Origin of the sequence: Streptomyces sp. NPDC052101 (assembly GCF_040680235.1) — a bacterium.
Classification (GTDB): domain Bacteria; phylum Actinomycetota; class Actinomycetes; order Streptomycetales; family Streptomycetaceae; genus Streptomyces.
This window is the reverse complement of record NZ_JBFAWH010000002.1, coordinates 385,634-410,618: the sequence shown is the minus strand read 5'-3', so window position 1 is coordinate 410,618 and position 24,985 is coordinate 385,634. Positions and strand designations below refer to the sequence as shown.

The window sequence follows — 24,985 nt, the reverse complement described above, 5'->3', positions numbered from 1 at the left end:
CGGACGCGTAGCGTAGCCGATCAACGGGGGACGGACGGTGACGGTGATGGGGAGGCGGTGTGGACGGGCGGTCAGTCGCCCGTCCGCGCGCGCAGGGTGGCCGCGTGCTCGGCGGCGAAGGCGGTGAACGGGCGGGCCGGGTGGCCGGTGAGCCGTTCGACCTCGTCCGTGACCTCGGCGGCGCCGCCGGCCGCGTACAGCCCGTACAGCTCGACCATGCCCTCCGCCCGCCAGGGCGCCCAGCCGGCGGAGAGCATCGCGGCGAGGGCCGCCTGCGGTTCCAGCGCCTCGTACGTCACCGGGTGCCCGACCGTCTCGCCGAGCACACCGGCGATCTCGGTGTGCGTCAGGGCGGCCGGGCCGGTCAGCGTGTAGATGGAGTACTCGTGCCCGTCGCCGGTCAGCACCGCGACCGCGGCCTCGGCGACGTCCCGTGTGTCGACGTACGACACCGCGCCCGCGCCGCCCGGCAGGGCCAGCCGGCCGGTGCGCAGCGACTCCGCCATGCCGAGGAAGTTCTGGAAGAAACCGTTCGGCGCCAGCACCGTCCAGGGCAGCCCGGACGCGCCCAGATACCCGAACCCGGCGGTGTGCGCGGCGAGGAACCGTATCCCCTCGCCGTGCTCCCCGACACCGGCGGCGGCCTGCAGTACGACGCGCGGTTGCCGCCCGGTGCGTACGGCCGCCTCGATCACGTTCCGCTCGTGCGCGTCCATCTCCGGATGGACCGCCACGAGGACGTACACGGCATCGGCGTCGGCCAGTGCCTTGTCCAGCGACGCCGGGTCCGTGAAGTCGGCGGCCATCACCTCCACTTCCGCGTCCCAGCCGGCCGGGACCGCCGAGCCGGCGCGGACCAGCGCCCGCACGTCCGCCCCGCGTGCCCGCAGACCGGTGACGACGTCCGATCCGACGGTGCCGGTAGCTCCGGTGACAACGATCATGTGAGTCCCCCCTCAGGTACGGCGGGGGTCCGGTCCGGCCGCCCGCGCCAACCAGACGATCCCAGCGGGGAGTTGATCGATCAAGGGGTATTCAGCCGAGGCAGACCAGTACCAGGCAGAGCTGGTCGTGTGAGGTCGACCCGGTGGACGGGGTGGACGGGGTGGTGGAGGAGGAGCCGCTGCTCGTTCCGGTGGAGGGCGCGGGCTGTGCCGTGGTGCCGGAGGATCCCGTGCCCGTGTCCGTGCTGGTGCTGGTGGACGGCGTGCTGCTGTGTGACGGGGCGGCAGGGGCCGCTGGCGCGGCCGGGTGCGAGTCCACCGCGACGGTGTGCGGGTGGCCGGCGGACCGGGCCGCGTAAGGCGTGGGCGCGAGGGACTGCTGCCGGGGCGTGTTGACGGCGACCGTTCGCGTGCTCGGCGTGCTCGGTGTGGTGGGAGTGTGCCGGTGTGTGCCGGCGGTCTGGTCCGGTGTGGACGCCGCCTGGCTGGGAGCGGCCGACGGCTCCTCGGTGAGGCCCATGCTCCGGTTGTCCGGCGCACTGGACGCCTGGGCCCGGTCGCCGGAGCCGCGGTCCATCGAGGCGAGCGTCAGGCCGCCGCCGACGAGTGCGACGGCGGTCGCCACCACGGCCCGCCGCTGGCTCTTCTTCCAGCGAGCCCGCTGGCGGCGCCGGGCCGCGCGCCCCTGCGGGGCCGGCGGCGCGTCCACGACGTCGCCGGTGGGCGATGTGGCTACGACGTCGGCGGCCGGCTCGGCGGGCAGCGCCGCCGTGACGTCGGCGGGCGGCGCGGCCGTGACCTCGGCGAGGGGCCGTTCGGCGGCGAACCAGCCGCCTGCGGGGCCGTGGCCCTGGCCGTGGCGGTGGCCATCGGTGCGGGGCGGGGCTATGTCCGGGGCGTAGGCACCGCACCCGGGACAGACCAGGGCGCCGTTGAGGTGCCGGCGGCACGAGGAGCAGTAGTCCATCAGTGGTCTTCCTGAGTCCAGGGGGAGCGGGCGTGGCGTCACGCTAACGAGGCTTTTGAAAGGCCGTGTGCAGCCCGTGTGGCGCTCCTGCGCAGATTCGTGGGGTTCTTTTCCCGTGTCCCAGCGATGTCCCGGCCGGTTACGTCGGCATAGTGGCGGGCGGCTTCCGCACCGGACCGGCAGGAGGAAACACATGCTCGGCACAGCGTTCCGCACCGGATCGCCCAACTGGGTCGACCTCGGCAGCCCCGACACCGAGGCGGCGGCCGTCTTCTACCGCGCCGTCTTCGGCTGGGACTTCGTGTCCGCCGGCCCGGAGGCGGGCGGCTACGGCTACTTCCAGAAGGGCGGCGGCACCGTGGCGGGCCTCGGCCCGCTGACCGAGGCGGGGGCGAGGTCGGCCTGGATGACGTACTTCCGCACCGATGACGCCCGGGCCGCCGCCCGGTCCGTGACCCGCGCCGGCGGCACGGTGCGCGCCGAGCCCCTGAACCTGGGCGAGGCCACCTTCGCCCAGTTCACCGACCCGCAGGGCGCGCAGTTCGCCGTGCTCCAGTCCGGGCAGGGCCTGCAGCGGGCGTCGGAGGACGACACACTGGTCTGGGTGGAGCTGCACGTCGGCGACCCGGATGCGGCCATCGCCTTCTACCGGGGGCTGTTCGGCTGGCGTGCCGAGGCGATGCAGGCGCCGGGCATGACGTACCAGGTGCTCAGCATCGCGCAGGGCGACCAGCGGGAGGGTTCCTTCGGCGGGGTGGCCCCGCTGCAGGACGCCCGGGAGGAGGCGCGCTGGGTGCCGTACTTCGCCGTGGCCGACACGGACGCGATCGTCACCGCGGTGGGCGACAACGGCGGCACCGTGCTGATGCCGGCGGCGAACGTCCCCGGCGTCGGCCGTATCGCGTGGCTGGCCGACCCGTCCCAGGCGGTGTTCGCCGTGCTCAGGCCGGACCCGCGCCAGATCTGACATCAATCCCCTTTGTGCAGGCTCCAGTTGGTGGCCGCCTTGTCCGCGGACAGCCTCCACGCGGCTGATCAGGACGGTGACGCCGCGGAAGCACAGCCGTGCCCCCGCGCTCTCCCCGCGGGCCCGCACGGAGCGCAATGCTGCTCCAGTAGCTCCGGGCCGGTGCAGTAGCTTGCGAATCCGCCGACCGTCATCCACGGACGGCCATCCGCTGCCCGTCATCCACGGACCGGCACCCACCGTCACCGACCGGAGAGTCACCCATGCCCCGAAAGGCGCCGTATCTCGCCGTGGCCGACGCGTTGCGCGCGCGGGTGCTCGCGGGCGAGTGGGAGATCGGCAGGCGGCTGCCGTCCCGGGCGCGGCTCGCCGAGGAGTACGGCGTGGGCCGCAATGTGATGCAGCGGGCGGTGGACCGCCTGATCATCGAGGGCCTGCTCGAAGGGCGCGCGGGCTCGGGCACCTACGTCCGTACGCCGCGTGAGCGCCTGCGGATGCTCCGCTCGTGGCACCGCGAGCACCGGGGCTCCCGCGCCCTCGCCGGGACGCCGGAGCGGGGGCGGGCCGGCGCCTGGGACGCGCACAGCCTGGTGCGCGTCCCGGCCCCCGAGGCCATCGCCGAGCGGCTCGCCATAAGCCCCGGGGACCTCTGTGTGAACACGCAGTACGAGTTCCTCGCCGACGGGTTGCCCGTGCAGCTCTCCGACTCCTGGGAGCCGATGGCGATCACGCGCGGCACGCCGGTCGTCCTGCCCGAGCGGGGTCCGCTCGCGGGCCAGGGGGTCGTGGCGCGGATGCGGTCGATCGGCGTGGCCGTCGAGACCGTCGTAGAGGTGCCGCGGCCCGCCCGGGCCGACCGGTCCGAGGCGAACCTGCTCGGGATCGGCGTCGGGGACCTGGTGCTCCGCATCGAGCGGACGATCCACGACTGCGACGGCCGTCCGGTGGAGACCGCCGACATCGTCATACCGGACGTACGCCGCGCAGTGGTCTAAGAGTTCGCGGTGGACGTGCGATGAACCGTACGCCCACGGCGTCCCGGCTCGGGCTGCTGCGCGACCCGGACCTCTTCACGGTGAGCCACCGGGCCTCGCCGCGCGCGCATGCCTCGGTGAGCGTGCGGTGAGTGGGCGGTGAGCGGGGGCCGTGAGTGTGGGTTCATCGCCGGTCCGCATCGAGGGCCGGTCCTTGGACGAGGGGTGGACGATGGGTGTGCTGACGGGCAGGACGGCGCTGGTGACCGGTGGATCGCGCGGCATCGGACGGGCGGTGGCGCTGCGGCTGGCCGCCGACGGCGCGCGGGTCGCGGTCCACTACGGCGGTGACGACAAGGCGGCCGAGGAGACCGTCACCCGGATCGAGGAGGCGGGCGGCCGGGCGTTCGCCGTACGGGCCCGGTTCGGTGAAGCCGGCGCGGTGGAGCGGCTGTTCGACGGGCTCGACACCGCGCTCGGCGGAGGCGGGCTGGACATCCTCGTCAACAACGCGGGGATCTCCTCGATGAGTTCGGTCTCCCAGGTGACCCCGGACGAGTGGGACCGCCTGCTGGCGGTCAACGTCACCGCGCCGCTCTTCGTGATCCAGCGGGCGCTGCCCCTGCTGAACGACGGCGGGCGCATCGTGAACATGGGCTCCACGGCCAGCCGGTTCGCCGTCCCCACCCAGATCGGCTACACCGTCACCAAGGCCGCACTGGAGTCGCTGGCCCCGACGCTGGCCAATGAGCTGGGCCGGCGCGGGATCACGGTGAACACGGTCGCGCCGGGCGCGGTGCGGACCGACCTGACCGCCGGCTACACCGCGATCCCGGAGGTGGTCGCCATGATCGAGTCGATGACCGCGCTGGGCCGGCTCGGCGAGCCCGAGGACGTGGCCGACGTCGTCGGTTTCCTGGCGGGGCCCGGCGGACGGTGGATCACCGGGCGGACCATCGATGTGTCCGGCGGTACGTATCTGGGCCCGATCGCCTGAACCGCAGGGGTGGTTGTGCGCGGGGACGACCATCCGCGGGCGCTGTGGATAATCACCCGCATGCGCTTCGGAATCCTCGGCGGGACCCAGGTGTGGAACGACGACGGGGCCGAGGTGGCCGTGGGCGGACCCGCGCGGCGGGCGCTGCTCGCGCTGCTGCTCGTCACGCCCGGCGAGGTCGTCCCCGTCGACCGGCTGGCCGACGGCATCGTGGCCGGTGGCCCGGACGGTGCGGTGCCGTCCGCGCACGCGATCCAGTCCCAGGTGTCCCGGCTGCGCTCGGCCCTCGGCGGTGCGGCGGCGATCGAGCGGACCGGGGCCGGTTACCGCCTGGCCGTCGCCGACGAGGACGTGGACGCCGGACGGTTCGAACGGCTGGCGCGGGAAGGCCGTGCGGCCCTGCGAGAGGGCGATGCCGAGGCCGCCCTGCCGCTGCTGGGTGCGGCGCTGGAGCTGTGGCGGGGCCCCGCGCTCGCCGACCTCGCCGGCGGCGAGCCCGCCCGCGCGGCCGCCGTACGGTTGGAGGAACTGCGACTGACGGCACTGGAGGACCGGCTGGAGGCCGGGATACGGGTCGGCGAACACCGCGCTGCCGTACCGGAGTTGCGTGAACTCCTGGACCGTCATCCGCTGCGCGAGCGGCTCGCCGCGCTGCTGATGCGGGCGCTGTCCGCCGACGGCGGCCAGGCCGAGGCGCTGGTCGTGTTCGAGAAGGTGCGGCGGCATCTCGCCGACGAGCTGGGCGCGGACCCCTCTCCGGAGCTGACCGCGCTCCACGGCGAGCTGCTGCGGGCCCCCGCCGCCCCCGCCCCCGCCGCTCCGCCGGCCCCGCTCACCGCCTTCGTCGGCCGTGCGGAGGAGGTGACCGACGTCGTGCGACTCCTGCGGGCGGCCCGGCTGGTGACGCTGACCGGGCCGGGCGGCGTCGGCAAGACCCGGCTGTCCGCCGAGGTGGCGGGCGCGATCGGCGACGAGGTGTGCTTCGTGGAACTGGCCGCGCTGCGCGACGCGGCCGTGCTGCCGCAGGCCCTCCTCGGCGCCCTGGGCCTGCGCGAGAGCGGGCTGCATCTGGCGACCGGTCCGCACGGCCCGCTGGACCGGCTGATCGCGGCGCTGGCCGGCCGTACCCTGCTGCTCGTCCTGGACAACTGCGAGCACCTGGTGGACGAGGTCGCCGTCCTGGCCGCACGCCTGCTGGCGGCCTGCCCGCGACTGCGGGTGCTGGCGACCAGCCGCGAACCGCTCGGTGTCATCGGCGAACACCTGCACGCCGTACGACCGCTGGACGACGGCGCGGCCGTGACACTGTTCACCGACCGGGCCCGTGCCGTGCGCCGGGCGTTCGCCCCCGACCCCGCGGCCGTAGGCCGCGTCTGTGCCGAGCTCGACCACCTGCCGCTGGCCATCGAGCTGGCGGCGGCCCGGCTGCGCACCCTCAGCCTGGAGGAGCTGGCGGCCCGGCTGCACGACCGGCTCGGTGTGACCGGGCGCGGCAGCCGCACCCCCGAGACCCGGCACCGCACGCTGCGCTCGGTGGTCGGCTGGAGCTGGGAGCTGCTGTCGCAGGCCGAGCAGCGGGCCGCCCGGCGCTTCTCCGTGTTCGCCGGCGGGGCGAGCGTCGCGTCCGCGCTGCGGGTCTGCGACACGGACGAGGAGACCCTGTTCTCGCTCGCCGACAAGTCGCTCCTGGAGTGGACGGGCGGGCGCTTGCGCATGCTGGAGACGATCCGCGCCTACGCCGCCGAGCAGGCGGACGCGGCGGGCGAGACGCAGGAGGTACGGCGCGAGCACGCCGAGGCGCTGCTGGAGCTGCTGGGCGCCGCCGGCCCGGAGCTGCTGCGGGGCGAACAGCTGCGGTGGCTTCCGGCCCTCGCGGCGGAGCAGCCCGACCTGCTGGCGGCCGTGCGCCGGTCGGTCGGGGCGCGGCGGACCGGGACGGCGCTGCGGCTGATCGCCGCCGCCGCGTCGTACCTGTGGATCCGCGGCGCGGCCGGCACCCTGGCGCCGCAGGCACGCGCCCTTCTCGACACCGTGGGCGACACACCCCCGGACGGGCTGGGCGAGGAGTACGCGATCTGTGTGCTGGTCGCCGCGTCCGGCCCGGCCGGGCCGGACGTGTGGCACCGGCACCGGGCGGCGGCGGCCCAGGCGCTGACCGCGGCCTGGTCGGACGATCGGCGGCCGGGCCGTCACCCGGCCGCGCTGCTGCTGTGGATGCTGCGCAACGCCACGGACGACGGGGACACAGCCGGTGCGTACGCCCTGGTCGCGGGCCGACGGGACAGCCCCGACCCATGGGTCGGGGCCGTCGCCCACTACGTCATCGGGTTCGGCGCGCTCGGCGACGGGAACCCGGCCGAGGCCGAACGGGCTTTCCGTACGGCGGCGGCGAAGTTCCGTGCGCTGGGCGACCGTTGGGGTACCGCACTGGCGCTGGACGCGCTCGCCGGCGTCGCGGGCGCGCGAGGTGACGGGCGGGCGGCGGCCGGGTTCACCGACCAGGCGCTGGGCCTCGCCGAGGAGTTGGGCGCCCTGGAGGACTGCGCCGACCTGCTGGTCAACCGCGGCGACCAGCGTGCCGGCACCGACCCGACGGCGGCCCGGGCCGATTACACGCGGGCGGCCGAGCTGGCCCGCCGGTCCGGCAGCACCGGAGCCCTGGCGGCGGCCCGGCGCGGACTCGGTGACATCGCCCTGGCGGAGCGGGATGCGGACACGGCGCAGGACCTCTACACCCGGGCCCTGGAACACCTCGAACCGCACTGGGTGAAGGGGCTCGGCAACCGCGTCCGCACGCTGGCCGGCCTCGGCCGCACCGCCGAGGCACGCGGCGACCACGCCGCCGCCCGGGCCCGCTACCGGCAGGCCGCGCGGGCCGCCGAGTCCGAGGTCGTACCGGCCGCCACCCTGCCCGAGGCACTGCGCCTGCTGGGCCTGCCGGAGCCGCTCGCCGACCGGCTCGTCGCGGCGATGAGCGGGCAATGGGCCGGTGATGAGCCGGCGATGAGGAGAGAGTGAGCGGGTGGTGGGCGAGCGGACGCGGCGTCATGGCCATGGTGGCGTACCCGGTCGGCCGCCGTCCCGTATCCGCGTCGCGCGGGCTAGGATCCAGGTCATGGCGCTGACCATGAACGACGTGGACCGGTTCGAGGCGTCCAGGCCCCGTCTGGAGGCCATCGCCTACCGCCTCCTCGGCTCGGCGAGCGAGGCCGAGGACGCCGTTCAGGAGACGTTCCTGCGCTGGCAGGCCGCCGACGTCGAGCGCGTCCAGGTCCCCGAGGCCTGGCTGACGAAGGTGCTCACCAACCTGTGCCTCAACCAGCTCACCTCGGCCCGTGCGCGGCGCGAGACCTATGTGGGCCAGTGGCTGCCCGAACCGCTGCTCGCCGGGGACCCGATGCTCGGCCCGGCCGACACCGCCGAGCAGCGCGAATCGGTGTCGTACGCGGTCCTCACCCTGCTGGAGCGCCTCACCCCCAATGAACGGGCGGTGTACGTACTGCGGGAGGCCTTCGACTACCCGCACCGGGAGATCGCCGGGATCCTCGACCTCTCCGAGGCCGCCAGCCAGCAGATCTTCCACCGGGCCAAGAAGCACGTCGCGGACGGCAAGGCCCGCACCGAGATCGACGAGGCCACCGCCCGGCGGATCATCGACGAGTTCCTCGCGGCCGCCACCAGCGGCCGGACCGAACCCCTCGTACGGCTGCTCACCCAGGACGCCATCGCGATCGGCGACGGCGGCGGCAAGGTCCCGGCCCGCGCCAGGGCGTTCGAGGGCGCCCTCGCGGTCGCGACGTTCATGCGGGGCCTGTTCAAGCCCACCAAGGCCAAGCGCGCCCTGGTGGGCGGCTCACCCGAGGTCTACGCCACGACCGCCAACGGCGACCCCGCCCTGGTGGCGGTCCTCGCCGGCCGGGTCATCGGGATCATCTGCCTGGAGATCGGCGCCGACGGCATCGCCGCGTTCCGCAACCAGGTCAACCCCGACAAGCTCGACCGCGCGACCCGCTGGTGGGCGACCGCCGACCACGGCGAACCCCTGCTCCACGCCTTCTGACCCCGACGTTCTCCTGGCTCTGACACCCCCAGTCCGATGTGACGTGCTTCACGTCGAGCTGTCGTCAGGAAACGGCGGGCCGCCCGGTTCAAGGGGCGAGCCCGCTGAAGAGCGGTGAAGAGCTGATGACAGGAGCCAGGACATGCAGCACCGCATCGTCGTCCTCGGAGCCGGATACGCCGGAGCGATCGCCGCCGGGCGCCTCGCCAGGCGGCTGCACCCCGAGGACGTCACCGTCACCCTCGTCAACGCCGAGCCCGATTTCGTCGAGCGCGTCCGGTTGCACCAGCTCGCGGTCGGCCGGCCCCTCAGGCCACGGCCGTTCGGCGAGATGTTCGCGGGCACCGGCGTGCGACTGAAGCTCGCGAAGGTCACCGGGGTGGACGTCGACAGCGGGTCGGTCACCGTCGTCGACGCGAACGGCACCGGGGAGACCGAGGAACTGCCGTACGACACCCTCGTGTACGCCCTCGGCAGCGGCTGGCACGACCAGGGCGTCCCCGGCACCGCCGAGCACGCCCACGAGATCGCCGGCCGCCCCGGAGCGCTCCGGCTGCGCGAACGGCTGGCCGGCCTGACCGCCGGTGAGCCCGTGGTGGTGGTCGGCGGCGGCCTCACCGGGGTGGAGGCGGCGACCGAGATCGCCGAGGCCCGCCCGGACCTCGACGTCGCGCTCGCCGCCCGCGGCGCACTCGGCGACTGGCTCTCGCCCAAGGGCCGCCGGCATCTGCGCAAGGTCTCCGACCGGCTCGGCATCACCGTGCACGAGCACACCGTCGTCACCGGCGTCGAGGCCGACCGGCTAGTCACCGCCGACGGCACGTCCGTACCGGCCGCGGTCACCGTGTGGACCACGGGTTTCGCCGTCCATCCGATCGCGCGGGCCACCACCCTGGAGGTCACCGACACCGGCCGGATCGTGGTCGACGCGACCATGCGCTCCGTCTCGCACCCGGACGTGTACGCCATCGGTGACGCGGCCTTCGCGACGGGCGCCGGCGGCAAGCCGCTGCGGATGTCGTGCGCCTCGGGCACCCCCATGGCCTGGCAGGCCGCCGACGCCATCGCGGCACGCCTGACCGGCGGAAAGCTCCCGAACGTGCCCCTGCGCTACTTCAACCAGTGCGTCTCGCTGGGCCGCCGGGAAGGCCTGATCCAGTACGTCACCGCCGACGACCGCGCCATCCGGGCGGCCCTGACCGGACGGCTCGCCGCCGCTTACAAGGAGCTGGTCTGCAAGGGCGCGGCCTGGGCCGTGGCCAACCCCGTGTTCACCCCGGCCCGGCGCCGCCGCGTCGTACGGCAGCCGTCCCGGCCGGCCCCGGCGGTCGGGACTCCCTGAGAGCGGCGAGGCGGCTCTTGCGTGTGAGGCCCGGCGTGCCCGCTTCGGTGATGCTCAACCCCATGCCTCCGGGCAGGAGTTGGCGGGTTGTGAGGTGGTCCGGGTCCCGCAGCCCTTCACTGTCGGGGGTCCACCCACAGGGCCGAGGCGATCGCGCAGAGGTCGCCTTCAGCCGTGGTCAGGGCGGCGCCCATCCGGTGTTTGCGCCCTTCCTCCGAGAGGACCCACGCGTACGACACCAGCGGCGTGGAAACCGGTACCGGCCGCAGCAGCCGAGCCGTGAGCGAGGCCGTCACCGCGCCCTCCCGCAAGGACCCCCGCAGCCGTCCCGCCGCGTTCCCGGGGCAGTCGAGCGCCCCCCACACCAGCTCCGCCGGCAGCATCCCCTCGGTGTCGGCGAGCGCGGGCCCGGCCGTCCACGCCGCGGCCACCAGATCCCGGCCCGGCACGACCCCGCAGTGCTGGCGCAGTCCGGTGTCGGGCGTGCGGGCCAGTCCGCACCCGAAGCAGTCCAGGGCCACGGCTCCCTGCGGCGGAGCCGCGCGGTACGCCTCGGCGGCCGCCGACGCCTCGTCCCAGGAGGGCGGTTCGGGTGCTTCGAGGTCCAGCTCGTCCGGCGTGGCCACGGCGAGCACCCCGTCCGCACCGGTCAGCACGGCCCCGCCGTCGGCGGTCGCCGCGAGCCCCAGCGGCACCTCCACCGGGGTCGGCCGCCGGAAGTCCACCCGTACGGTCTCGGCCGCCGCCCGCCCGGCGAGCACCCCCGCCACATATCCGCCGAACGCCACCCCGGGATACCCCCGCAGATGGCCGGGCACCGTGATCGTCTCGATGTCGGTCATGGCGCCCACTCCACCACACCCCCCATCCCGGCGGCCGGAGAGGCGGGGTACGTTCGAGGCCCCGGATCGCCCGGCTCGACCGGATCGCCCGGCTCGCCGCAGTCCGCCGCCGAGAGGAACCACCGTGACCGTCGAACGCATTGGCCCGCCCCACTTCGGTACGGAGCGCGAGACGCTGCGCGCGTTCCTGGAGTTCCACCGGGCGACCCTGGCGATGAAGTGCGAGGGCCTGACGGAGGAGCAGCTCAAGGAGCGGTCGAGCCCGCCGTCGACCCTCTCCCTGCTCGCCCTGGTCCGTCATATGGCCGAGGTGGAACGCGCCTGGTTCCGCCGGGTGTTCGACGACAACGCCGCCCCGATGCTGTGGTCGGAGAAGGAGTTCGACTTCCAGGCCGCGTACGACACCACGGGCGCGACCGCCGAGGAGGCGTTCGCTGTGTGGGAGGCCGAGGTCGAGCACTCGCGCCGTATCGAGCGCGAGGCGGAGTCCCTGGACCTCGCCGGGCACCAGCCGCGCTGGGGCGAGGACGTGTCCCTGCGGATGGTGATGCTCCATATGGTCCTGGAGTACGGCCGCCACAACGGCCACGCGGACTTCCTCCGCGAGGGCGTGGACGGCGCGGTCGGCGCCTGAGCGCGTAAGTGGCCTGACACGCAAGGCCCGGTGAGTGCCGTTCGTCCGGATGGCGCCTCCGATGAGCGCCGAGGGATATGTCCCATTAGCCTCCGAGGTGAGCGCTGAGTGGATCTTTTGGTGGCGCGCTCCAGTCGATGCAAGGAGGAGAAATGCGCAAGCTTGGCAAGGCCGCTGCCGCGGCCGTCATCATTGGGAGTGTCAGCTTCATAGCCACCGGCGCCACAACCGCCCAAGGCGCGGTGAGCATGCGAGGCGGCGGCTGCACGAACGTCGACGTTCTCGGTGAGGTGGGCGTCGCCAACGGCTTGCTCGGCAATCTGCTGAACGGCGAGGGCGACCCAGGCGCGCAGTCCACCCAGTTCTGCTAGTGGTAGCCATGTCATGTAGCTCACCGAAGTGGGTCTCGGCGGCCGGGTCATAAGCCCGCCGTCCGCGTGGCCATCAGCGGCCATGTGTGTGCATGTCGGAGTGGGAAGCCAAGGGCCCCGGACCATGACCGGTCCGGGGCCCTTGCGGCGCCTTGGGCACCAACTCCGTTGCAAGTCTTGCCGATTGGGATCAGGCTCTCTACGTTAAGTGCGAACTTAAGTCCACTTAACTGGCTGCTTAAGCGAGGTTCTCGTGCCGCATCGCGCAAGACCGCCCATGAGCCGGGCCCTGGCCGCCGCGGCCGCCCTGGCCGCCGCCGCGCTGGTCGTCGCAGCGAACCCGGGGCCGGCCGCGGCGGCCCCCGTCCCCCCTCACCCCCAGCGCGTCGAGTACTTCCCCGGTCCCGGAGCGGAACCCCGCCAGGTGACCGTCCCGGCGGAGACCCCTTCCCGGACCGCCCCGCACACGACGGCTCCGGAAGGCGCCGCCCCGGCGGTGCGGGCACTGGAGCAGACCGGACCCGTGTCCGGGCGGCTCGACCTCGTGGTGATGGGCGACGGCTACACCGCCGACCAGCAGGGCCAGTTCGCCGCGGACGCCAAGGAGAAGCTGGACAGCGTCTTCGGTATCGAGCCGTACCGGAGCTACCGCGGCCTGTTCAACGTCTGGCTGGTCAACGCCGTCTCCAACGACTCCGGCGTCTCCGGCGACCCGACGAAGGACGTCGTGAAAGACACCGCGCTGGGCGCCCACTTCTTCTGCGACGGCCTGGAGCGCCTGCTGTGCGTCGACCCGGACAAGGTCGCGCACTACGCCGCTCTGGCCCCGGCCGCCGACATCGTCTTCGTCCTCGCGAACTCCACCAAGTACGGCGGCGCGGGCTACTCGGCCGGCGACCTGCCGCCGGGCTCGCCGTTCCACGGCGTGGCGACGATGTCGTCCGGGAACGACAAGTCGTACCTCATAGGGGCTCATGAACTCGGCCACTCCATAGGCCACTTGGCCGACGAGTACCAGTACCCGGGCTACGGCCCCTACCCGTCCGCCGAGGAACCGGCCGCCGCCAACCTCACCCTCCGCCGCGACCCGGGCACGACGAAGTGGTACCGCTGGCTCGGCGCCCAGGACCCGACGGGCTCGGTCGTGGGCACGTACGAGGGCGGCGGGTACTACGAGACGGGCGTCTACCGGCCCACCGAGACGTCCATCATGCGTACCCTGGCCTCGACCGATTTCAACGTCGTCGGCCGTGAGGCGATGATCGCCGGCTTCTACGCCGACGCGGACGCGCTGACCTCCTGCGTCCCCACGTCCCGCCCGGTGCGGCAAGGGCAGCGGATCACCGTACGGACGGCCGAGCTGACCGGCCTCGCCGACCTGCGACTGACCTGGTACGTCGACGGCGTACCGGTGCCGTCCGCCAGCGGCGCCCAGTCGGTGACGCCGCGCGAACTGGGCGTCCACGGCCACGGCCACGAGATCACGGCGACCGTGACCGACGACACCGCGGCCGTACGGGACCCCGCGGTCCGGGCACAGACGTCCGACTCGCTGACGTGGACGGTCCGCTGACACCGCTGCCCCCGCCGCGCACGCGGGTGTCCGGCCCTCACACGGCGGAGTCGTCCCACTGGTCGAGGAGGTCCTCGGCCGCCTCGGGCCCCGGTTCGCGCTTCCCGTCATGGAGCGCCTGCTCGGTCCAGATCACCTTGCCGCGCGCCAGGTAGCGGGTGCCCCAGCGCTCGGCGAACTGGCCGACCAGGAACAGGCCGCGCCCGCCCTCGTCGGTGAGGGCCGCCCGCCGCATGTGCGGGGAGGTGCTGCTGCCGTCGGAGACCTCGCAGATCAGGCGGCGGTCGTACAGCAGGCGGACCCGGACGGGCGGGGAGCCGTAGCGGATGGCATTGGTGATCAGCTCGCTGAGGATCAGCTCGGTGGCATACCCGATGTCCTCCAGGCCCCAGGCGTCCAGGGTCCGTGCGCACGCCGAGCGGACCGGTGCCACGGCCGCCGGATCGGACGGCACCTCCCAGGTGGCGACCCGGTCGGCGGGCAGCAACCGAGTGCGCGCCACGAGCAGGGCGACATCGTCACCGGGCCGGGCGGGCAGCAGCGCGCCGAGGAGGTCCGCGCAGGTCTCCTCCGGCGTACGGTCCACGGCGGCGGCGAGCGTGGCGCGCAGCTGCTCCAGCCCCGTGTCCAGGTCCCGGTCGCGGTCCTCCACCAGCCCGTCGGTGTACAGCACCAGCCGGGAGCCCTCGGGCAGTACCAGGTGCGCGGCCTCGACCGGCAGGCCGCCGCCCAGCCCCAAGGGCGGTGAGACGGGCACCTCGGGGAAGGTGACAGTGCCGTCGGGCAGCACGAGGGCGGGCCCCGGATGCCCGGCCCGGGCCACGGCGACCCGCCCGGCGACCGGATCGTAGACGGCGTACAGGCAGGTCGCTCCGGTGACGCCGGAGCCACCCTCCTCCTCCCGCTCCCCTCCTCCCTCCTCCTCGCTCGTCTCGTCGCTGTCGATACGGCACACCACTTCGTCCAGGTGGGCCAGCAGCTCGTCCGGGGGCAGGTCGAGGGCGGAGAAGTTCTGTACGGCGGTGCGCAGCCGGCCCATGGTGGCCGCCGCGTGCAGCCCGTGCCCGACCACGTCGCCGACGACCAGCGCCACCCGGGCGCAGGGCAGCGGGATGACGTCGAACCAGTCGCCGCCGACCCCCGCCTGCGCGGGCAGATAGCGGGACGCCACCTCCAGCGCGCTCTGCTCGGGGACACCGCGCGGCAGCAGGCTGCGCTGCAGTGTGACGGCCGTGGTGTGCTCGCGCGTGTAGCGGCGGGCGTTGTCGATGGCGAGCGCGGCCCGGGCCACCAGCTCCCCGGCGACCGCCACGTCCTCCTCCTCGAAGGGCTCGGGCCGCTCGGAGCGCCAGAAACTGGCCACGCCCATGAGGATGCCGCGGGCGCGCAGCGGGATCACCATCATCGAGTGGATGCCGTGGTCGATGATCCGGCGCGCGTTGACGGGATCCTCCTCCTGCCACCCGGTCAGCGCGGGCAGGTCCGCCTCCAGCACGGGTTCGCCGGTGCCGAACCCGATCGCCTGCGGGGTCTCGGCGCCGAAGTCGATGAGCTTGCCGACCGGGTACAGCGGATGCCTCTCGTGCAGGCCGGTGACGGCCGTGCGCCGCATCATCGTGCCCTCCGGCTCCCCGCCCCGCAGGATCGAGTCGACCAGATCGACGCTGACGTAGTCGGCGAACCGGGGCACCGCGAACTGCGTCAGCTCCTCGGCGGTGCGGACGATGTCTAGCGTGGTGCCGATCCTGGTCACGGCGTCGAAGAGCAGCCGCAACCGGCGCTCCGCCACGGCGGCCTTGCCGGTGACGGCCTGCAGCTCGGTGATGTCGCGCAGCGTCGCCATGCTGCCGGCGGGCCCGCCGCGGGGCGCGGTCGGCCGGGTGTTCACCGCCAGCAGACGATCACCGGCCGCGTGCACCTCATCCGTCGCCGGCTGCCCCGAGAGCAGCAGCCGGGCGAGTGCCGCGTCGAAGCCCAGCTCGGCGACCGGTCGCCCCTCCACGCCCTGGGCCAGTCCCAGCAACCGCCGCGCCTCGTCATTGGCGAGTACGAGCCGCCCTTCCTCGTCGACGATGAGCACGCCCTCCCGCGCGGCGTGCAGCACCGCGTCGTGGTGGTCGTACATCCGCCTCAGCTCGGCCGGTTCCAGACCGCGCGTCTGCCTGCGCAGCCGCCGGCTCACCAGCGCCGATCCGCCCGCCACCAGCAGCAGCGCGCCCGCGGTGGCGGCGAAGAGGAGCGGCAGCTGCCCGGCCACCCGCTCGTGCACGCTCCTGACCGTGATGCCCACGGCCACCAGCCCGACGACCTTGCCGCCCGTGTCGAGGACGGGGACGGTCGTGTCCACGGCCTGACCGACGGGCGTCGCGAAGGTGGAGGTGTGCGCGTGCCCGGCCAACGCCTCCTTGAAGGTGCCGGTCACATGCCCCCCGATCAGGCGTGGGTCGGGGTGGGTCCACCGGTATCCGGCGGGGCTGAAGGCGACGATGTAGTCGACCCCCGACTTCTTGCGGGCGTCCTCCGCGTGCGGCTCCAGCAGCGCACTCGGGTCGGCGGACCTCATCGCGGCGAGCGTGCCCGGAGCGTTCGCGAAGGCCTCGGCACCGACGAGCGAGCGTTCCCGCGCCTCCCGGACGCCCGCCCCCTGGGCCTGCAGCACCAACGCCGTCACCGCCGCCGCGCCCAGCAGCACCAGGAGCACCACCTGCAGGACGAACACCTGCCCCGCGAGGCTGCGCACGCCCAGCGTTTCCACCCACGCCTTGAACAGGCCAAAACGCCTCTTCATGGTCCATTCTTAGCAGCCGTAGTACCCCGGTACTACTTGCCCGGCGGTCTTCGGTCCCCGGTACCACCGGATCCAGGAGGTCGCGGTCCTAGCGTTGCTCAGGAGGCGTCGGGCGTGCCGGGCGCCGGAGCCCGAGAGAGAGAAACGCGAATGATCGAGGCACAGCAGCTCACCAAGAGGTACGGGGAGAAGACGGCCGTCGACGGCCTGGACTTCACCGTGAAGCCGGGAACGGTGACCGGATTCCTCGGCCCCAACGGAGCGGGCAAGTCCACGACGATGCGCATGATCGTCGGGCTCGACGCGCCGACGAGCGGCTCCGTCACGGTGAACGGCCACCGCTACGCCCGTCACCAGGCGCCGCTGCAGGAGGTCGGCGCGCTCCTGGAGGCGAAGTCGATCCACCCGGGCCGCTCGGCCTACAACCACCTCCGTGCGCTCGCGCTGACCCACGGCATTCCGCGCCGCCGGGTCGACGAGGTCGTCGAACTCGCCGGTCTCGGCAGCGTCTCGAAGAAGCGGGCAGGTGCCTTCTCGCTCGGCATGGGGCAGCGGCTCGGCATCGCGGCCGCGCTGCTGGGCGACCCGCAGACGGTGATGCTGGACGAGCCTGTGAACGGCCTGGATCCCGAGGGCGTGCTCTGGATCCGCAATCTGCTGATGTCGCTCGCCGCCGAGGGACGGACGGTGTTCGTCTCCTCGCATCTGATGAGCGAGGTGGCGCTGGTGGCGGACCACCTGATCATCGTCGGCCGGGGACGGCTGCTGGCCGACACGACCGTACGGGACCTGGTCCGCGAGGCGGGCGGTGACACCGTGCAGGTCGCCACGGAGGATCCCGCACGGCTGAGGGATGTGCTGGCCGGGCCGGGTGTGGAGATCACCGGCCGCGTCGGTACGGAAGAACTGCAGGTCACCGGGTTGTCCGCCCGTGAGATAGGGCTGAAGGCGGCCGAGCACGGGATCCCGCTGTTCGAGCTGGCCACGAAGGCGGTGTCGCTGGAGGAGGCATTCATGGAACTGACCAGGGACGCCGTGGAGTACCACGGCTCCACGACCGGCACCGACACCTCCGGGAGCGCGGCATGAGCACCCTCACGGCGACCCCCGAGACCCCCGAGTCCGCCGCGCCGGCTCCGGCCCGCCGGCCCGTCTACCGGGTGACCGGACGGCGCGTGCTGGCCTCGGAGTGGGCCAAGCTCTGGTCCCTGCGTTCCACCTGGATCACCCTGGGCCTCGGCCTGCTGTTCCTCGTGGCCTTCGGCGTCATCGCCGCGAGCCACTACAAGTCCAGTCTCGACTCCGGCCGGCACATGGACCGCGACTTCGCCACGGCGACGGCGGTGAGCCTGTCCCTGTTCGGCACGAACTTCGCCCAGCTCGCGCTCGGCGTGCTCGGCGTGCTGGTCACGGCGGGCGAGTACTCCACCGGCATGATCCGCTCGACCCTCGCGGCCGTACCGCGCCGGCTGCCCGTGCTGTGGTCCAAGGCGGCGGTGTACGGCCTGGTCGCCCTGGTGGTCGCGACCGTGGGCGCGTTCGTCGCCTTCCTCGTCGGCAGCGGGATCGTGTCCGGCACGCCCGCCGCCATGGGCCTCGGTCACGCCGGTGTCGTACGCAGCCTGCTGGGCGCGGGGCTCTACCTCGGCCTGGTCGGCGTGATCGGCACCGCTCTCGGAGCGCTGCTGCGGTCCGTCGCCGGCGGTATCTCGGTGCTGGTCGCCGCGCTCATGCTGGTGCCCGGACTGGTCTCCCTGCTGCCCACCTCGTGGCAGGGCGACATCGACCCCTACCTGCCGAGCCACGCGGGCGAGTCGGTCTTCGCGCTGACCCATGACTCCACCACCCTGTCGCCCTCCGCCGGACTCCTGGTCTTCCTCGGCTGGACGGCACTGGCGCTGGCAGGGGCGGCGTACCGGCTGCTGCGCAGCGATGTCTGAGCGGCACTTGAGCGCCTGAGGAACGGCACCCGCATCATGGGCGGGTGAACTCCATGACCACCGATGATCTCAGCGGGATGGGACCGCTGGTCGCCCGGCTCGGCCGGGCCGGCCAGCGGCTCAGGCACGCCGACCAGGACCGTCCATGGGTGCTGGACACCGCCGTGGTGGTGCTGGTCTTCCTGATGTTCTGCCTGCCGGACCTGCTGCACGGGGTCCATGGGGACGGCGACGGCCCGCGCCGCTTCCGCCTCGCGTTCACCCGGCTGCCCACGATCGGCATGCTGGCCCTGCAGGCCGGGCTGGTGCTGCCGCTGCTGTGGCGGCGGAGGGCGCCCGCGGTGGCCTTCGGCGCCGTGACGGCCGTGTTCGTCGTCCAGTGGTCCCTCGGCGCCGCACTCCGTGCCGACGTCGCCCTCTTCGTCGCCCTGTACAGCCTGGCCCTGCACGGCCGGCTGCGGCAGCTGTCGTGGGCCTGCGTGGCCATGGCGGGTGCGCTGGGCCTGGTCGCGGCGCGGGTCTCGGCGGCGGTGTCGGTCGGGGACGCGCTCTTCTTCCTGCTCAGCACGGCGACCGCGGCCCTCGCGCTGGGCCTGATGATCCGCATCCGGCGGGCCCAGCTGGCCGGGCTGCGGGACCGTGCGGCCCGGCTGGAGATCGAACGCGACCAGCGCGGCAGGCTCGCCGTCGCGGCCGAGCGGGCGCGGGTGGCCCGCGAGATGCACGACATCGTCGGCCACAACCTGTCCGTCATCATCACCCTCGCCGACGCGGGCGCCTACGCCACCGCCGTCGCTCCGGAACGGGGCAGGGAGGCCCTGCACCTCATCGGCGACAGCGGCCGCCAGGCGCTGAGCGAACTGCGCCGGGTGCTCGGCGTGCTGCGCGAGGCGGACGGCCCGCGGGGCGAGCCCGAGCTGAGCCCGCAGCCCGGTCTCGCGGAGATCGACGCCCTGTGCGAGGGGGTCCGCGCCGCCGGCCTGGAGGTCGTCTACCGTACGGCCGGTGACGTCGACGCCCTGGACAGCGGGGTGCAGCTCACGGTCTACCGCATCGTGCAGGAGGCCCTGACGAACACCCTCAAGCACGCCGGCGCGGGCGCCCGCGCGAACTTGGCGGTCGTCGTGGCGGACACACGGCTGACCATCACCGTCCAGGACTTCGGCCCGCCCGCACCGGCCGTCCGTCCCGGCACGGCGAACGAGGAAGGACACGGCCTGGTGGGCATGCGCGAACGAGCGGCTCTCTACGGCGGACACGTCAGCGCGGGTCCCGCGGGCCCGGGCTGGACGGTGCGCGCCGCCCTCGACCTCGCTCCCCGGGGCGGTGCCCGGTGACCACCGTGCTCGTCGTGGACGACCAGCCGCTCCAGCGGTACGGCTTTCGCATGCTCCTGGACTCCGTACCCGAGACCGAGGTGGTCGGGGAGGCGGCACACGGATCCGAAGCCGTGCGCAAGGCCGCCGAACTCCGCCCGGACGTCGTCCTCATGGACGTACGCATGCCGGGCATGGACGGCATCGAGGCCACGCGCCGTATCGTCGCCGCCGGCGACCGCTCCCGTGTCCTCGTCCTGACCACCTTCGACCTCGACGAGTACGTCCACGCGGCCCTGCGCGCCGGAGCCAGCGGCTTCCTCCTCAAGGACGCCCGCCCCGAGGAACTGCTCGCCGGCATCCGCGCCGTGGCCGTCGGCGACGCGGTGATCGCGCCCGCACTCACCCGCCGCCTGCTGCACGAGTTCGCCCGTCTCGTACCGCCCGGCGGCGACGGCTCCGCCGAGGATCCGCGGCTGAGCGCCCTCACCGACCGGGAACGCGAGATCCTCGTCGCCATCGGCAAGGGCTGGACCAACGGCGAGATCGCCACCCACTTCGTCCTGTCGGAGTCCACGGTGAAGACGCATGTCGGCCGCGTCCTGTCCAAGATCGGCGCCCGCGACCGCATCCAGGCGGTGATCTTCGCCTACGACCACGGCCTGGCCCGACCGCACTCGACCTGAGCGCCGCGGCTCCCTGGTCACGCGTCGGGGAAGAGGGCCGCGGCCACGTGCTGGGTGTCGGCGTATTCGACGACGGAGGCGATCTTGCCGTCGCGCACGGTGTAGACGCCGATGCAGCGGTTGTCGTAGGTGCCGCCGTACACGGTCTCGGCCTTGGAGGTCCATTCGGCCACCACGCGGTCGCCCTCGGCGATCGTGCTGACCAGCTCGATCTCCAGGGTGCCGGGGACGAGGACCGGTCCCATGCTGCCGAGGAAGTCGTCGATGATCCGGTCGCGGCCGTGCCACACCCGGGAAATGGGCAGGTTGCCCGGATAGTGCCAGGTCGCGTCCGCGGCGAAGCTGTCATGGATGACGTCGGCGGCGCCGTCGCGCACGGCCTCGACATAGCGGATGACGACGGCCCTGGGGTCGGTGGCGGTGTTCATGGTCATGGTCTTGCTCCTTCGGTAGTGATCGCGTCCGGTCGCTGCGGCGCGGTTCAGGACAAGGTGAGGACGGCCTTGCCGCGGATGCGGCGGTCGCGCAGGTCGGTGAGGGTGCTCGCGGTGTCGGCCCAGTCCGTGACACGGCCGATCTCGGGGTGCAGGCGGCCTTCGGCGGTCAGCCGGACGAGCGCCGCCAGATCGTCGTCGAGGCGGGTGTCGGCGTCGAGGTAGTGGAAGTGGCGGATGACGGCCGATTCGGGCCCGCTGAAGAAGTCGAAGAAGTCGAGCGTCACCGGTGTGCGGCTGGCCTGCCCGAACCAGATGAGCGTGCCGCGCCCGGCGAGCCGCGCGAGCGTGAGGGGGAGGGCCTGGCCGCCGGTCGACTCCAGCACGATGTCGTACGGGCCCCGGGCCTCGGCGACGTCGTGGACGATCTCGTCGGCGCCGAGTCCGGCCAGCCGGGCGCCGCGTGCGGCGTCCCTGGTCACGGCGGTGACCTGGGCCCCGGCGGCGGCCGCGAGTTCGGTGACGAAGTGGCCCACGCCGCCGGAGGCACCGGTCAGCAGTACCCGCCGGCCCAGCACGGGTCCGGCGGCGCGCAGCAGCCGCAGCGCGGTGAGACCGGCCAGCGGCAGCGCCGCGCCGTGGAGCACGGACACGCCGTCCGGCAGCTCGGCGAGCGCGTCGGTCGGCACCGCCACGTACTCCGCCCAGCCGCCCGACATGGGGTGGCCGACGACCCGGGTGATTCCGGACGGTCCGCTGCCGTCGGCGGCCGGCTGCACGACCAGGCCCGCGATGTCCTTGCCGGGGCGTTCGCCGGGGGCGGGCCTCTCCAGCTTGAACGTCTCGCCCCGGTTGACCGAGAACGCCTCGACCTTCACCAGCGCCTCGCCGGGGCGTGGCGTCGGCTCGGGGACGTCGGCGAGCACGACCGGCTCGGCGGGATCTCCGGTCGGTACGAAGGCTTTCATCGTGGTCATCTCCTCGGTGGCCCAGGGCCGTTCACCGGTGTGGCTGTCCGGTGGTGCGGCTTGCGGGACCATCCGACCGTGCGATGGGGTGCCCCGGCCAACAACCGAGCCGTCGGGCCGACAACGTGCGGTTGTCGCATAGGGTCAGCGGCATGGACCTTGACCTCGCCCTGGTCCGCGCCTTTGCCGCGACCGCGGGGACCCTGCACTTCGGGCGGGCCGCCGAGGAGTTGAACACCAGTCAGCAGGCGCTGTCCAAACGCATCGCGCGGCTGGAGGAGTCGCTGGGCGTGCGGCTCTTCGAGCGCCAGGGCGGCATCCGGCTGAGTGAGGCGGGGGAGCGGTTCCTGCCCGCCGCGCGCGAGGCGCTCGCGGCGGGCGAGCGGGCGGTCGCGGCGGTGACGGGCGCCGGACCGGTCGTACGGATCGACACGTGGGGTCATCTGTATGCGCCGATGCGCACGGTCGCCGAGGCCGTGCAGGCGCTCGGCGCGGTGCGGTGGGAGCCGGGCCCCGGGCGTGACTGGCCGTCGGTCGCGCAGGCCCTGCTGCGCGGCGACACGGACCTGGGGTTCGGCCGGGTGCATCCGTTGCCCGACGGCCGGGACGCGGGACTCACCCAGCGTCTGGTGCGGCTGGAACCCGTCGACGTGGTGGTCGGCCCGTCCCACTCGTCGGCCGGTGCCGACGCGCTGCGCCCGGCCGACCTGCGCGACAGCGTCCTGTGGTGCCCGGCCGAACTGAACCGCCTGGACTTCCTGCGCCGCTTCGCCGACGAGTTCCGGATCACACGGCGGCACGACGGCCCCAACCTCGGCCTGGACCACCTCCTCCAGCACCTGTGCGCCGACCCCGAGGCCTTCACCGTCTTCCCCGCCGACGCGCCGCTGCCGGACCACATGGGCCTGCGCTGCATCCCGCTCGTCGAGCCGACACCGCTGTACGCGTGGTCGCTGGCCTGGCGGGAGTCGTCCCGCCATCCGCTGCTCGACACCTTGCTGCGCGGCTTCACCGAAGCCGGCCGTACCCGGCGCTGGCTGGAGTACAACCCGCGCCGCGACTGGCTCCCCGACACCGACCATCCGAAGCTCGCGCTCCGTTAGCCGCCCACCACGGGATTCCGCCGCCGGTGCCCCGGCCGCGTCAGGGGTGTCACCTCTGGGGGCTGCAGTCGTAGAGGGTGAAGCTGCCGCCGGTGCGGCGGCCGTAGGCGGTGGGCCGGATGCGGGTGCAGTGGGCCTTCACCCAGGTGGTGGCGGGAGTGGTGGGGCGCTGGGTGGTGAGCAGCGCATAGCGCAGCTGGTGGGCGGTGACGAGGCTGCCGAGCTGCTGGGCGGTGGGGAAGGGGGTGCTGCCGGTGAAGCCGCCCATGACGAGGACGGGTTCGGACTTGGCGCGCAGCAGGGGCTCGGCGGTGTAGGCGGCCTGGGTGGCGAGCAGGTACTTCTCGCCGTGGCGGTGCGTGGTGAGGTAGTCGAGCAGGGCGGTGTCGCGGGCGCTGGGCTGGTCGAGCCCGACCCCGCGCGGGGCGTGGTGATGGGCGCCGCCGTGGTACGCGTTGCCGACCGGACCGGCCGTCGGCGAGGTGGAGGCGCCCGCGTAGAGCGGGTTGAGGCTGGAGAGGGCCCAGCCGGCCGGCACGACCAGGGTGGCCGCGATCCCGGCGGCGAGGGCGGCGTGCACCATCCGCGGGGAGGTGCGCGGGCCGCGGGTCCACAGGCCCACCGCGGCGCACAGCGCGAGCATCACGGCGACCGGCAGCAGCCAGGAGACGAATCGGGTCGGCCAGTCGAGCACCAGCGCCCATGCCGCCGTCAGCACGATCGCCGCCGTCAGCACCATGTGCCGCCGGCCGCCCGCCTCGGGCTCGCCCACCTGCACCGACTGGTACTTCGCTTCTTGCGCCGACTCGTGCTTCGCCTCGTACTCCGACCGGAAGAGCGCGAGTCCGCCGCCGGCCAGCGCGGCGAGCGCCGGGGCGATGACGGCCGTGTAGTAGGCGTGGTTGCCGTTGGAGGAGCTGAACACCAGGGCGTGCACGGCCAGCCAGCCGCCCCACAGCACGAATCCCGCGCGCTGCGGGTCGGTTCGCGGTTGCCCGGCGCGCCAGACGACGCCCAGGACCGCGGCGAGCACCGCGAGCGGCAGGAACCAGGCGATCTGCGGGCCGATCGTGTGGTTGATCAGCATGTCCCAGCCGGTGTTGCCGGTGGTGCGGCTGGCGGCGGTGCCCGCGACGGCGCCGAACGCGGTGGAGTCGCTGCTGAAGCGGCTCAGGCCGTTGTAGCCGAAGACCAGGGCGAACGGATCGTTGTCGGTCGTTCCGTCGAGGTACGGGCGGTCGGCGGCCGGTGTCACCCAGGCGATCAGCACCCAGGAGCAGGAGACGGCCAGTGCGACCGCACCGCTCAGCAGGACGCGCAGAGCCCGCTTCAACGGCGCGCCGGGCGCGGCGAGTTGATAGACGAGGGCGAAGACCGGCAGCACCAGCCATGCTTGCAGCATCTTCGTCTGGAAGGCGAGCCCGACCCAGATCCCGCAGGTGAGCAGCGGCAGCAGCCGCTCGGTGCGCAGCGCTTTCTGCAGGGCTCCGGCGGCCGCCACCAGGAGCAGGGTGAGCGCGGTGTCCGGGATGGTGGCACGGTTGAGCACCACGGTGACCGGGGTGAGGGTGAGGGTGAGCGCGGCGATCAGCGCGGCGAACGGCCCGGCCCAGGCCCGCACGATCCGGTGCAGCAGCCATACGGTGAGCACGCCCTCGACGACCTGGGGCAGCGCGGCGGCCCAGGTGTGCGGGCCGAAGATCCAGACGGAGACGGCGTCGGGCCAGAAGGCGCCGGGCAGCTTGTCGATGCTGATCGAACCGCTGGCGTCGAGACCACCGAAGAAGAAGGCCCGCCAGCTCTCGCTCATCGACCGTATCGCCGCACCGTAGAAGGGGTGCAGCGCGGCGTGCCCGATGCCCCAGGAGTACAGCACTGTGGCGAGGACCAGCACCGCGGCGAGCGCCGGGCGCTCCCAGCGCGGGGCGTCTTCCGGCGGGCCGGAGCGGCGGTTCGCCGCCCGGCGGCCTCGGTGCGCGCCGGTGGGCTGGGCGGCGGGGATGGCGGTCATGGCAGTGGTCCTCGGATCAGCAGGTCAGGTGAGGCGGCGGTGCACAGGCGGCGGAAACAGGGGTGGCG

At 73.5% G+C, this 24,985-nt stretch carries 21 protein-coding genes; 14 read left to right on the top strand and 7 right to left on the bottom strand.

The window, feature by feature from the left end:
- Positions 1-71: 71 nt before the first annotated feature.
- Both AB0L75_RS05500 and AB0L75_RS05495 read right to left on the bottom strand, forming a co-directional pair.
- Positions 72-944: an NAD(P)H-binding protein gene (locus tag AB0L75_RS05500; protein ID WP_365175597.1), complete on the bottom strand. Its 873-nt coding sequence runs from the start codon at positions 942-944 to the stop codon at positions 72-74.
- 91 nt (positions 945-1,035) lie between these two features.
- Positions 1,036-1,911, bottom strand: coding sequence for a hypothetical protein (locus tag AB0L75_RS05495; RefSeq protein ID WP_365175595.1), 876 nt, complete (start codon positions 1,909-1,911; stop codon positions 1,036-1,038).
- A gap of 193 nt (positions 1,912-2,104) precedes the next feature.
- Here AB0L75_RS05495 and AB0L75_RS05490 point away from each other — a divergent pair, with 193 nt between their 5' ends.
- The 6 genes from AB0L75_RS05490 (at position 2,105) to AB0L75_RS05465 (ending at position 10,251) form a co-directional block, all read left to right on the top strand.
- Complete coding sequence (locus AB0L75_RS05490) at positions 2,105-2,878, top strand: VOC family protein (RefSeq protein WP_365175593.1); 774 nt, start codon at positions 2,105-2,107, stop codon at positions 2,876-2,878.
- Positions 2,879-3,141: 263 nt separating this feature from the next.
- Positions 3,142-3,873, top strand: a complete 732-nt coding sequence (locus AB0L75_RS05485) for a GntR family transcriptional regulator (protein WP_365175591.1) — start codon at positions 3,142-3,144, stop codon at positions 3,871-3,873.
- 211 nt (positions 3,874-4,084) lie between these two features.
- Complete coding sequence (locus AB0L75_RS05480; RefSeq protein ID WP_365176464.1) at positions 4,085-4,849, top strand: SDR family oxidoreductase; 765 nt, start codon at positions 4,085-4,087, stop codon at positions 4,847-4,849.
- Between the two features lie 60 nt (positions 4,850-4,909).
- Complete coding sequence (locus AB0L75_RS05475; protein WP_365175589.1) at positions 4,910-7,867, top strand: BTAD domain-containing putative transcriptional regulator; 2,958 nt, start codon at positions 4,910-4,912, stop codon at positions 7,865-7,867.
- A gap of 97 nt (positions 7,868-7,964) precedes the next feature.
- Positions 7,965-8,909, top strand: coding sequence for an RNA polymerase sigma factor SigJ (gene sigJ, locus AB0L75_RS05470; RefSeq protein WP_365175587.1), 945 nt, complete (start codon positions 7,965-7,967; stop codon positions 8,907-8,909).
- A gap of 142 nt (positions 8,910-9,051) precedes the next feature.
- Positions 9,052-10,251, top strand: coding sequence for an FAD-dependent oxidoreductase (locus AB0L75_RS05465; RefSeq protein WP_365175585.1), 1,200 nt, complete (start codon positions 9,052-9,054; stop codon positions 10,249-10,251).
- A gap of 116 nt (positions 10,252-10,367) precedes the next feature.
- Here AB0L75_RS05465 and AB0L75_RS05460 read toward each other — a convergent pair whose 3' ends face one another.
- On the bottom strand, positions 10,368-11,093 hold the full coding sequence (locus AB0L75_RS05460) for a hypothetical protein (RefSeq protein WP_365175583.1): 726 nt from the start codon (positions 11,091-11,093) through the stop codon (positions 10,368-10,370).
- Between the two features lie 124 nt (positions 11,094-11,217).
- Between AB0L75_RS05460 and AB0L75_RS05455 the strand changes: the two genes are divergently transcribed.
- From AB0L75_RS05455 to AB0L75_RS05445, 3 genes are all read left to right on the top strand, one after another.
- The gene (locus AB0L75_RS05455; RefSeq protein ID WP_365175581.1) at positions 11,218-11,727 is read left to right on the top strand and encodes a DinB family protein; all 510 of its coding nucleotides are present in this window, start codon (positions 11,218-11,220) and stop codon (positions 11,725-11,727) included.
- 152 nt (positions 11,728-11,879) lie between these two features.
- Positions 11,880-12,098 carry a hypothetical protein gene (locus tag AB0L75_RS05450; protein WP_365175579.1) on the top strand — a complete coding sequence of 73 codons (219 nt, stop codon included), beginning with the start codon at positions 11,880-11,882 and terminating at the stop codon, positions 12,096-12,098.
- Between the two features lie 277 nt (positions 12,099-12,375).
- Positions 12,376-13,671: a M64 family metallopeptidase gene (locus tag AB0L75_RS05445; protein ID WP_365175577.1), complete on the top strand. Its 1,296-nt coding sequence runs from the start codon at positions 12,376-12,378 to the stop codon at positions 13,669-13,671.
- Between the two features lie 37 nt (positions 13,672-13,708).
- Here AB0L75_RS05445 and AB0L75_RS05440 read toward each other — a convergent pair whose 3' ends face one another.
- Entirely contained in the window at positions 13,709-16,459 is a 2,751-nt protein-coding gene (locus AB0L75_RS05440; RefSeq protein ID WP_365175575.1) for a SpoIIE family protein phosphatase, read from the bottom strand.
- Between the two features lie 150 nt (positions 16,460-16,609).
- Here AB0L75_RS05440 and AB0L75_RS05435 point away from each other — a divergent pair, with 150 nt between their 5' ends.
- From AB0L75_RS05435 to AB0L75_RS05420, 4 genes are read left to right on the top strand one after another with little or no spacing between them, the layout of a single operon-like run.
- Positions 16,610-17,548 carry an ATP-binding cassette domain-containing protein gene (locus AB0L75_RS05435; RefSeq protein ID WP_365175573.1) on the top strand — a complete coding sequence of 313 codons (939 nt, stop codon included), beginning with the start codon at positions 16,610-16,612 and terminating at the stop codon, positions 17,546-17,548.
- Positions 17,545-18,399, top strand: a complete 855-nt coding sequence (locus tag AB0L75_RS05430) for an ABC transporter permease (RefSeq protein WP_365175571.1) — start codon at positions 17,545-17,547, stop codon at positions 18,397-18,399. Before AB0L75_RS05435 ends, AB0L75_RS05430 begins: the two co-directional genes overlap by 4 nt.
- A gap of 53 nt (positions 18,400-18,452) precedes the next feature.
- The gene (locus AB0L75_RS05425) at positions 18,453-19,736 is read left to right on the top strand and encodes a histidine kinase (RefSeq protein WP_365175569.1); all 1,284 of its coding nucleotides are present in this window, start codon (positions 18,453-18,455) and stop codon (positions 19,734-19,736) included.
- A complete protein-coding gene (locus AB0L75_RS05420; protein WP_365175568.1) occupies positions 19,733-20,401 on the top strand; it encodes a response regulator transcription factor in 669 nt (222 codons plus the stop codon). Before AB0L75_RS05425 ends, AB0L75_RS05420 begins: the two co-directional genes overlap by 4 nt.
- A gap of 17 nt (positions 20,402-20,418) precedes the next feature.
- Here AB0L75_RS05420 and AB0L75_RS05415 read toward each other — a convergent pair whose 3' ends face one another.
- Together AB0L75_RS05415 and AB0L75_RS05410 are read right to left on the bottom strand one after the other, a co-directional pair.
- The gene (locus tag AB0L75_RS05415; RefSeq protein ID WP_365175566.1) at positions 20,419-20,835 is read right to left on the bottom strand and encodes a nuclear transport factor 2 family protein; all 417 of its coding nucleotides are present in this window, start codon (positions 20,833-20,835) and stop codon (positions 20,419-20,421) included.
- A 47-nt stretch (positions 20,836-20,882) separates the two neighbouring features.
- Entirely contained in the window at positions 20,883-21,803 is a 921-nt protein-coding gene (locus AB0L75_RS05410) for a zinc-binding dehydrogenase (protein ID WP_365176462.1), read from the bottom strand.
- A 152-nt stretch (positions 21,804-21,955) separates the two neighbouring features.
- On the opposite strand from AB0L75_RS05410, the gene AB0L75_RS05405 reads away from it, so the two are divergent.
- Positions 21,956-22,906, top strand: coding sequence for a LysR family transcriptional regulator (locus AB0L75_RS05405; protein ID WP_365175564.1), 951 nt, complete (start codon positions 21,956-21,958; stop codon positions 22,904-22,906).
- 49 nt (positions 22,907-22,955) lie between these two features.
- Here the strand turns inward: AB0L75_RS05405 and AB0L75_RS05400 are convergent, their stop codons facing one another.
- Positions 22,956-24,917: a glycosyltransferase family 39 protein gene (locus AB0L75_RS05400; protein ID WP_365175562.1), complete on the bottom strand. Its 1,962-nt coding sequence runs from the start codon at positions 24,915-24,917 to the stop codon at positions 22,956-22,958.
- Positions 24,918-24,985 lie beyond the last annotated feature (68 nt).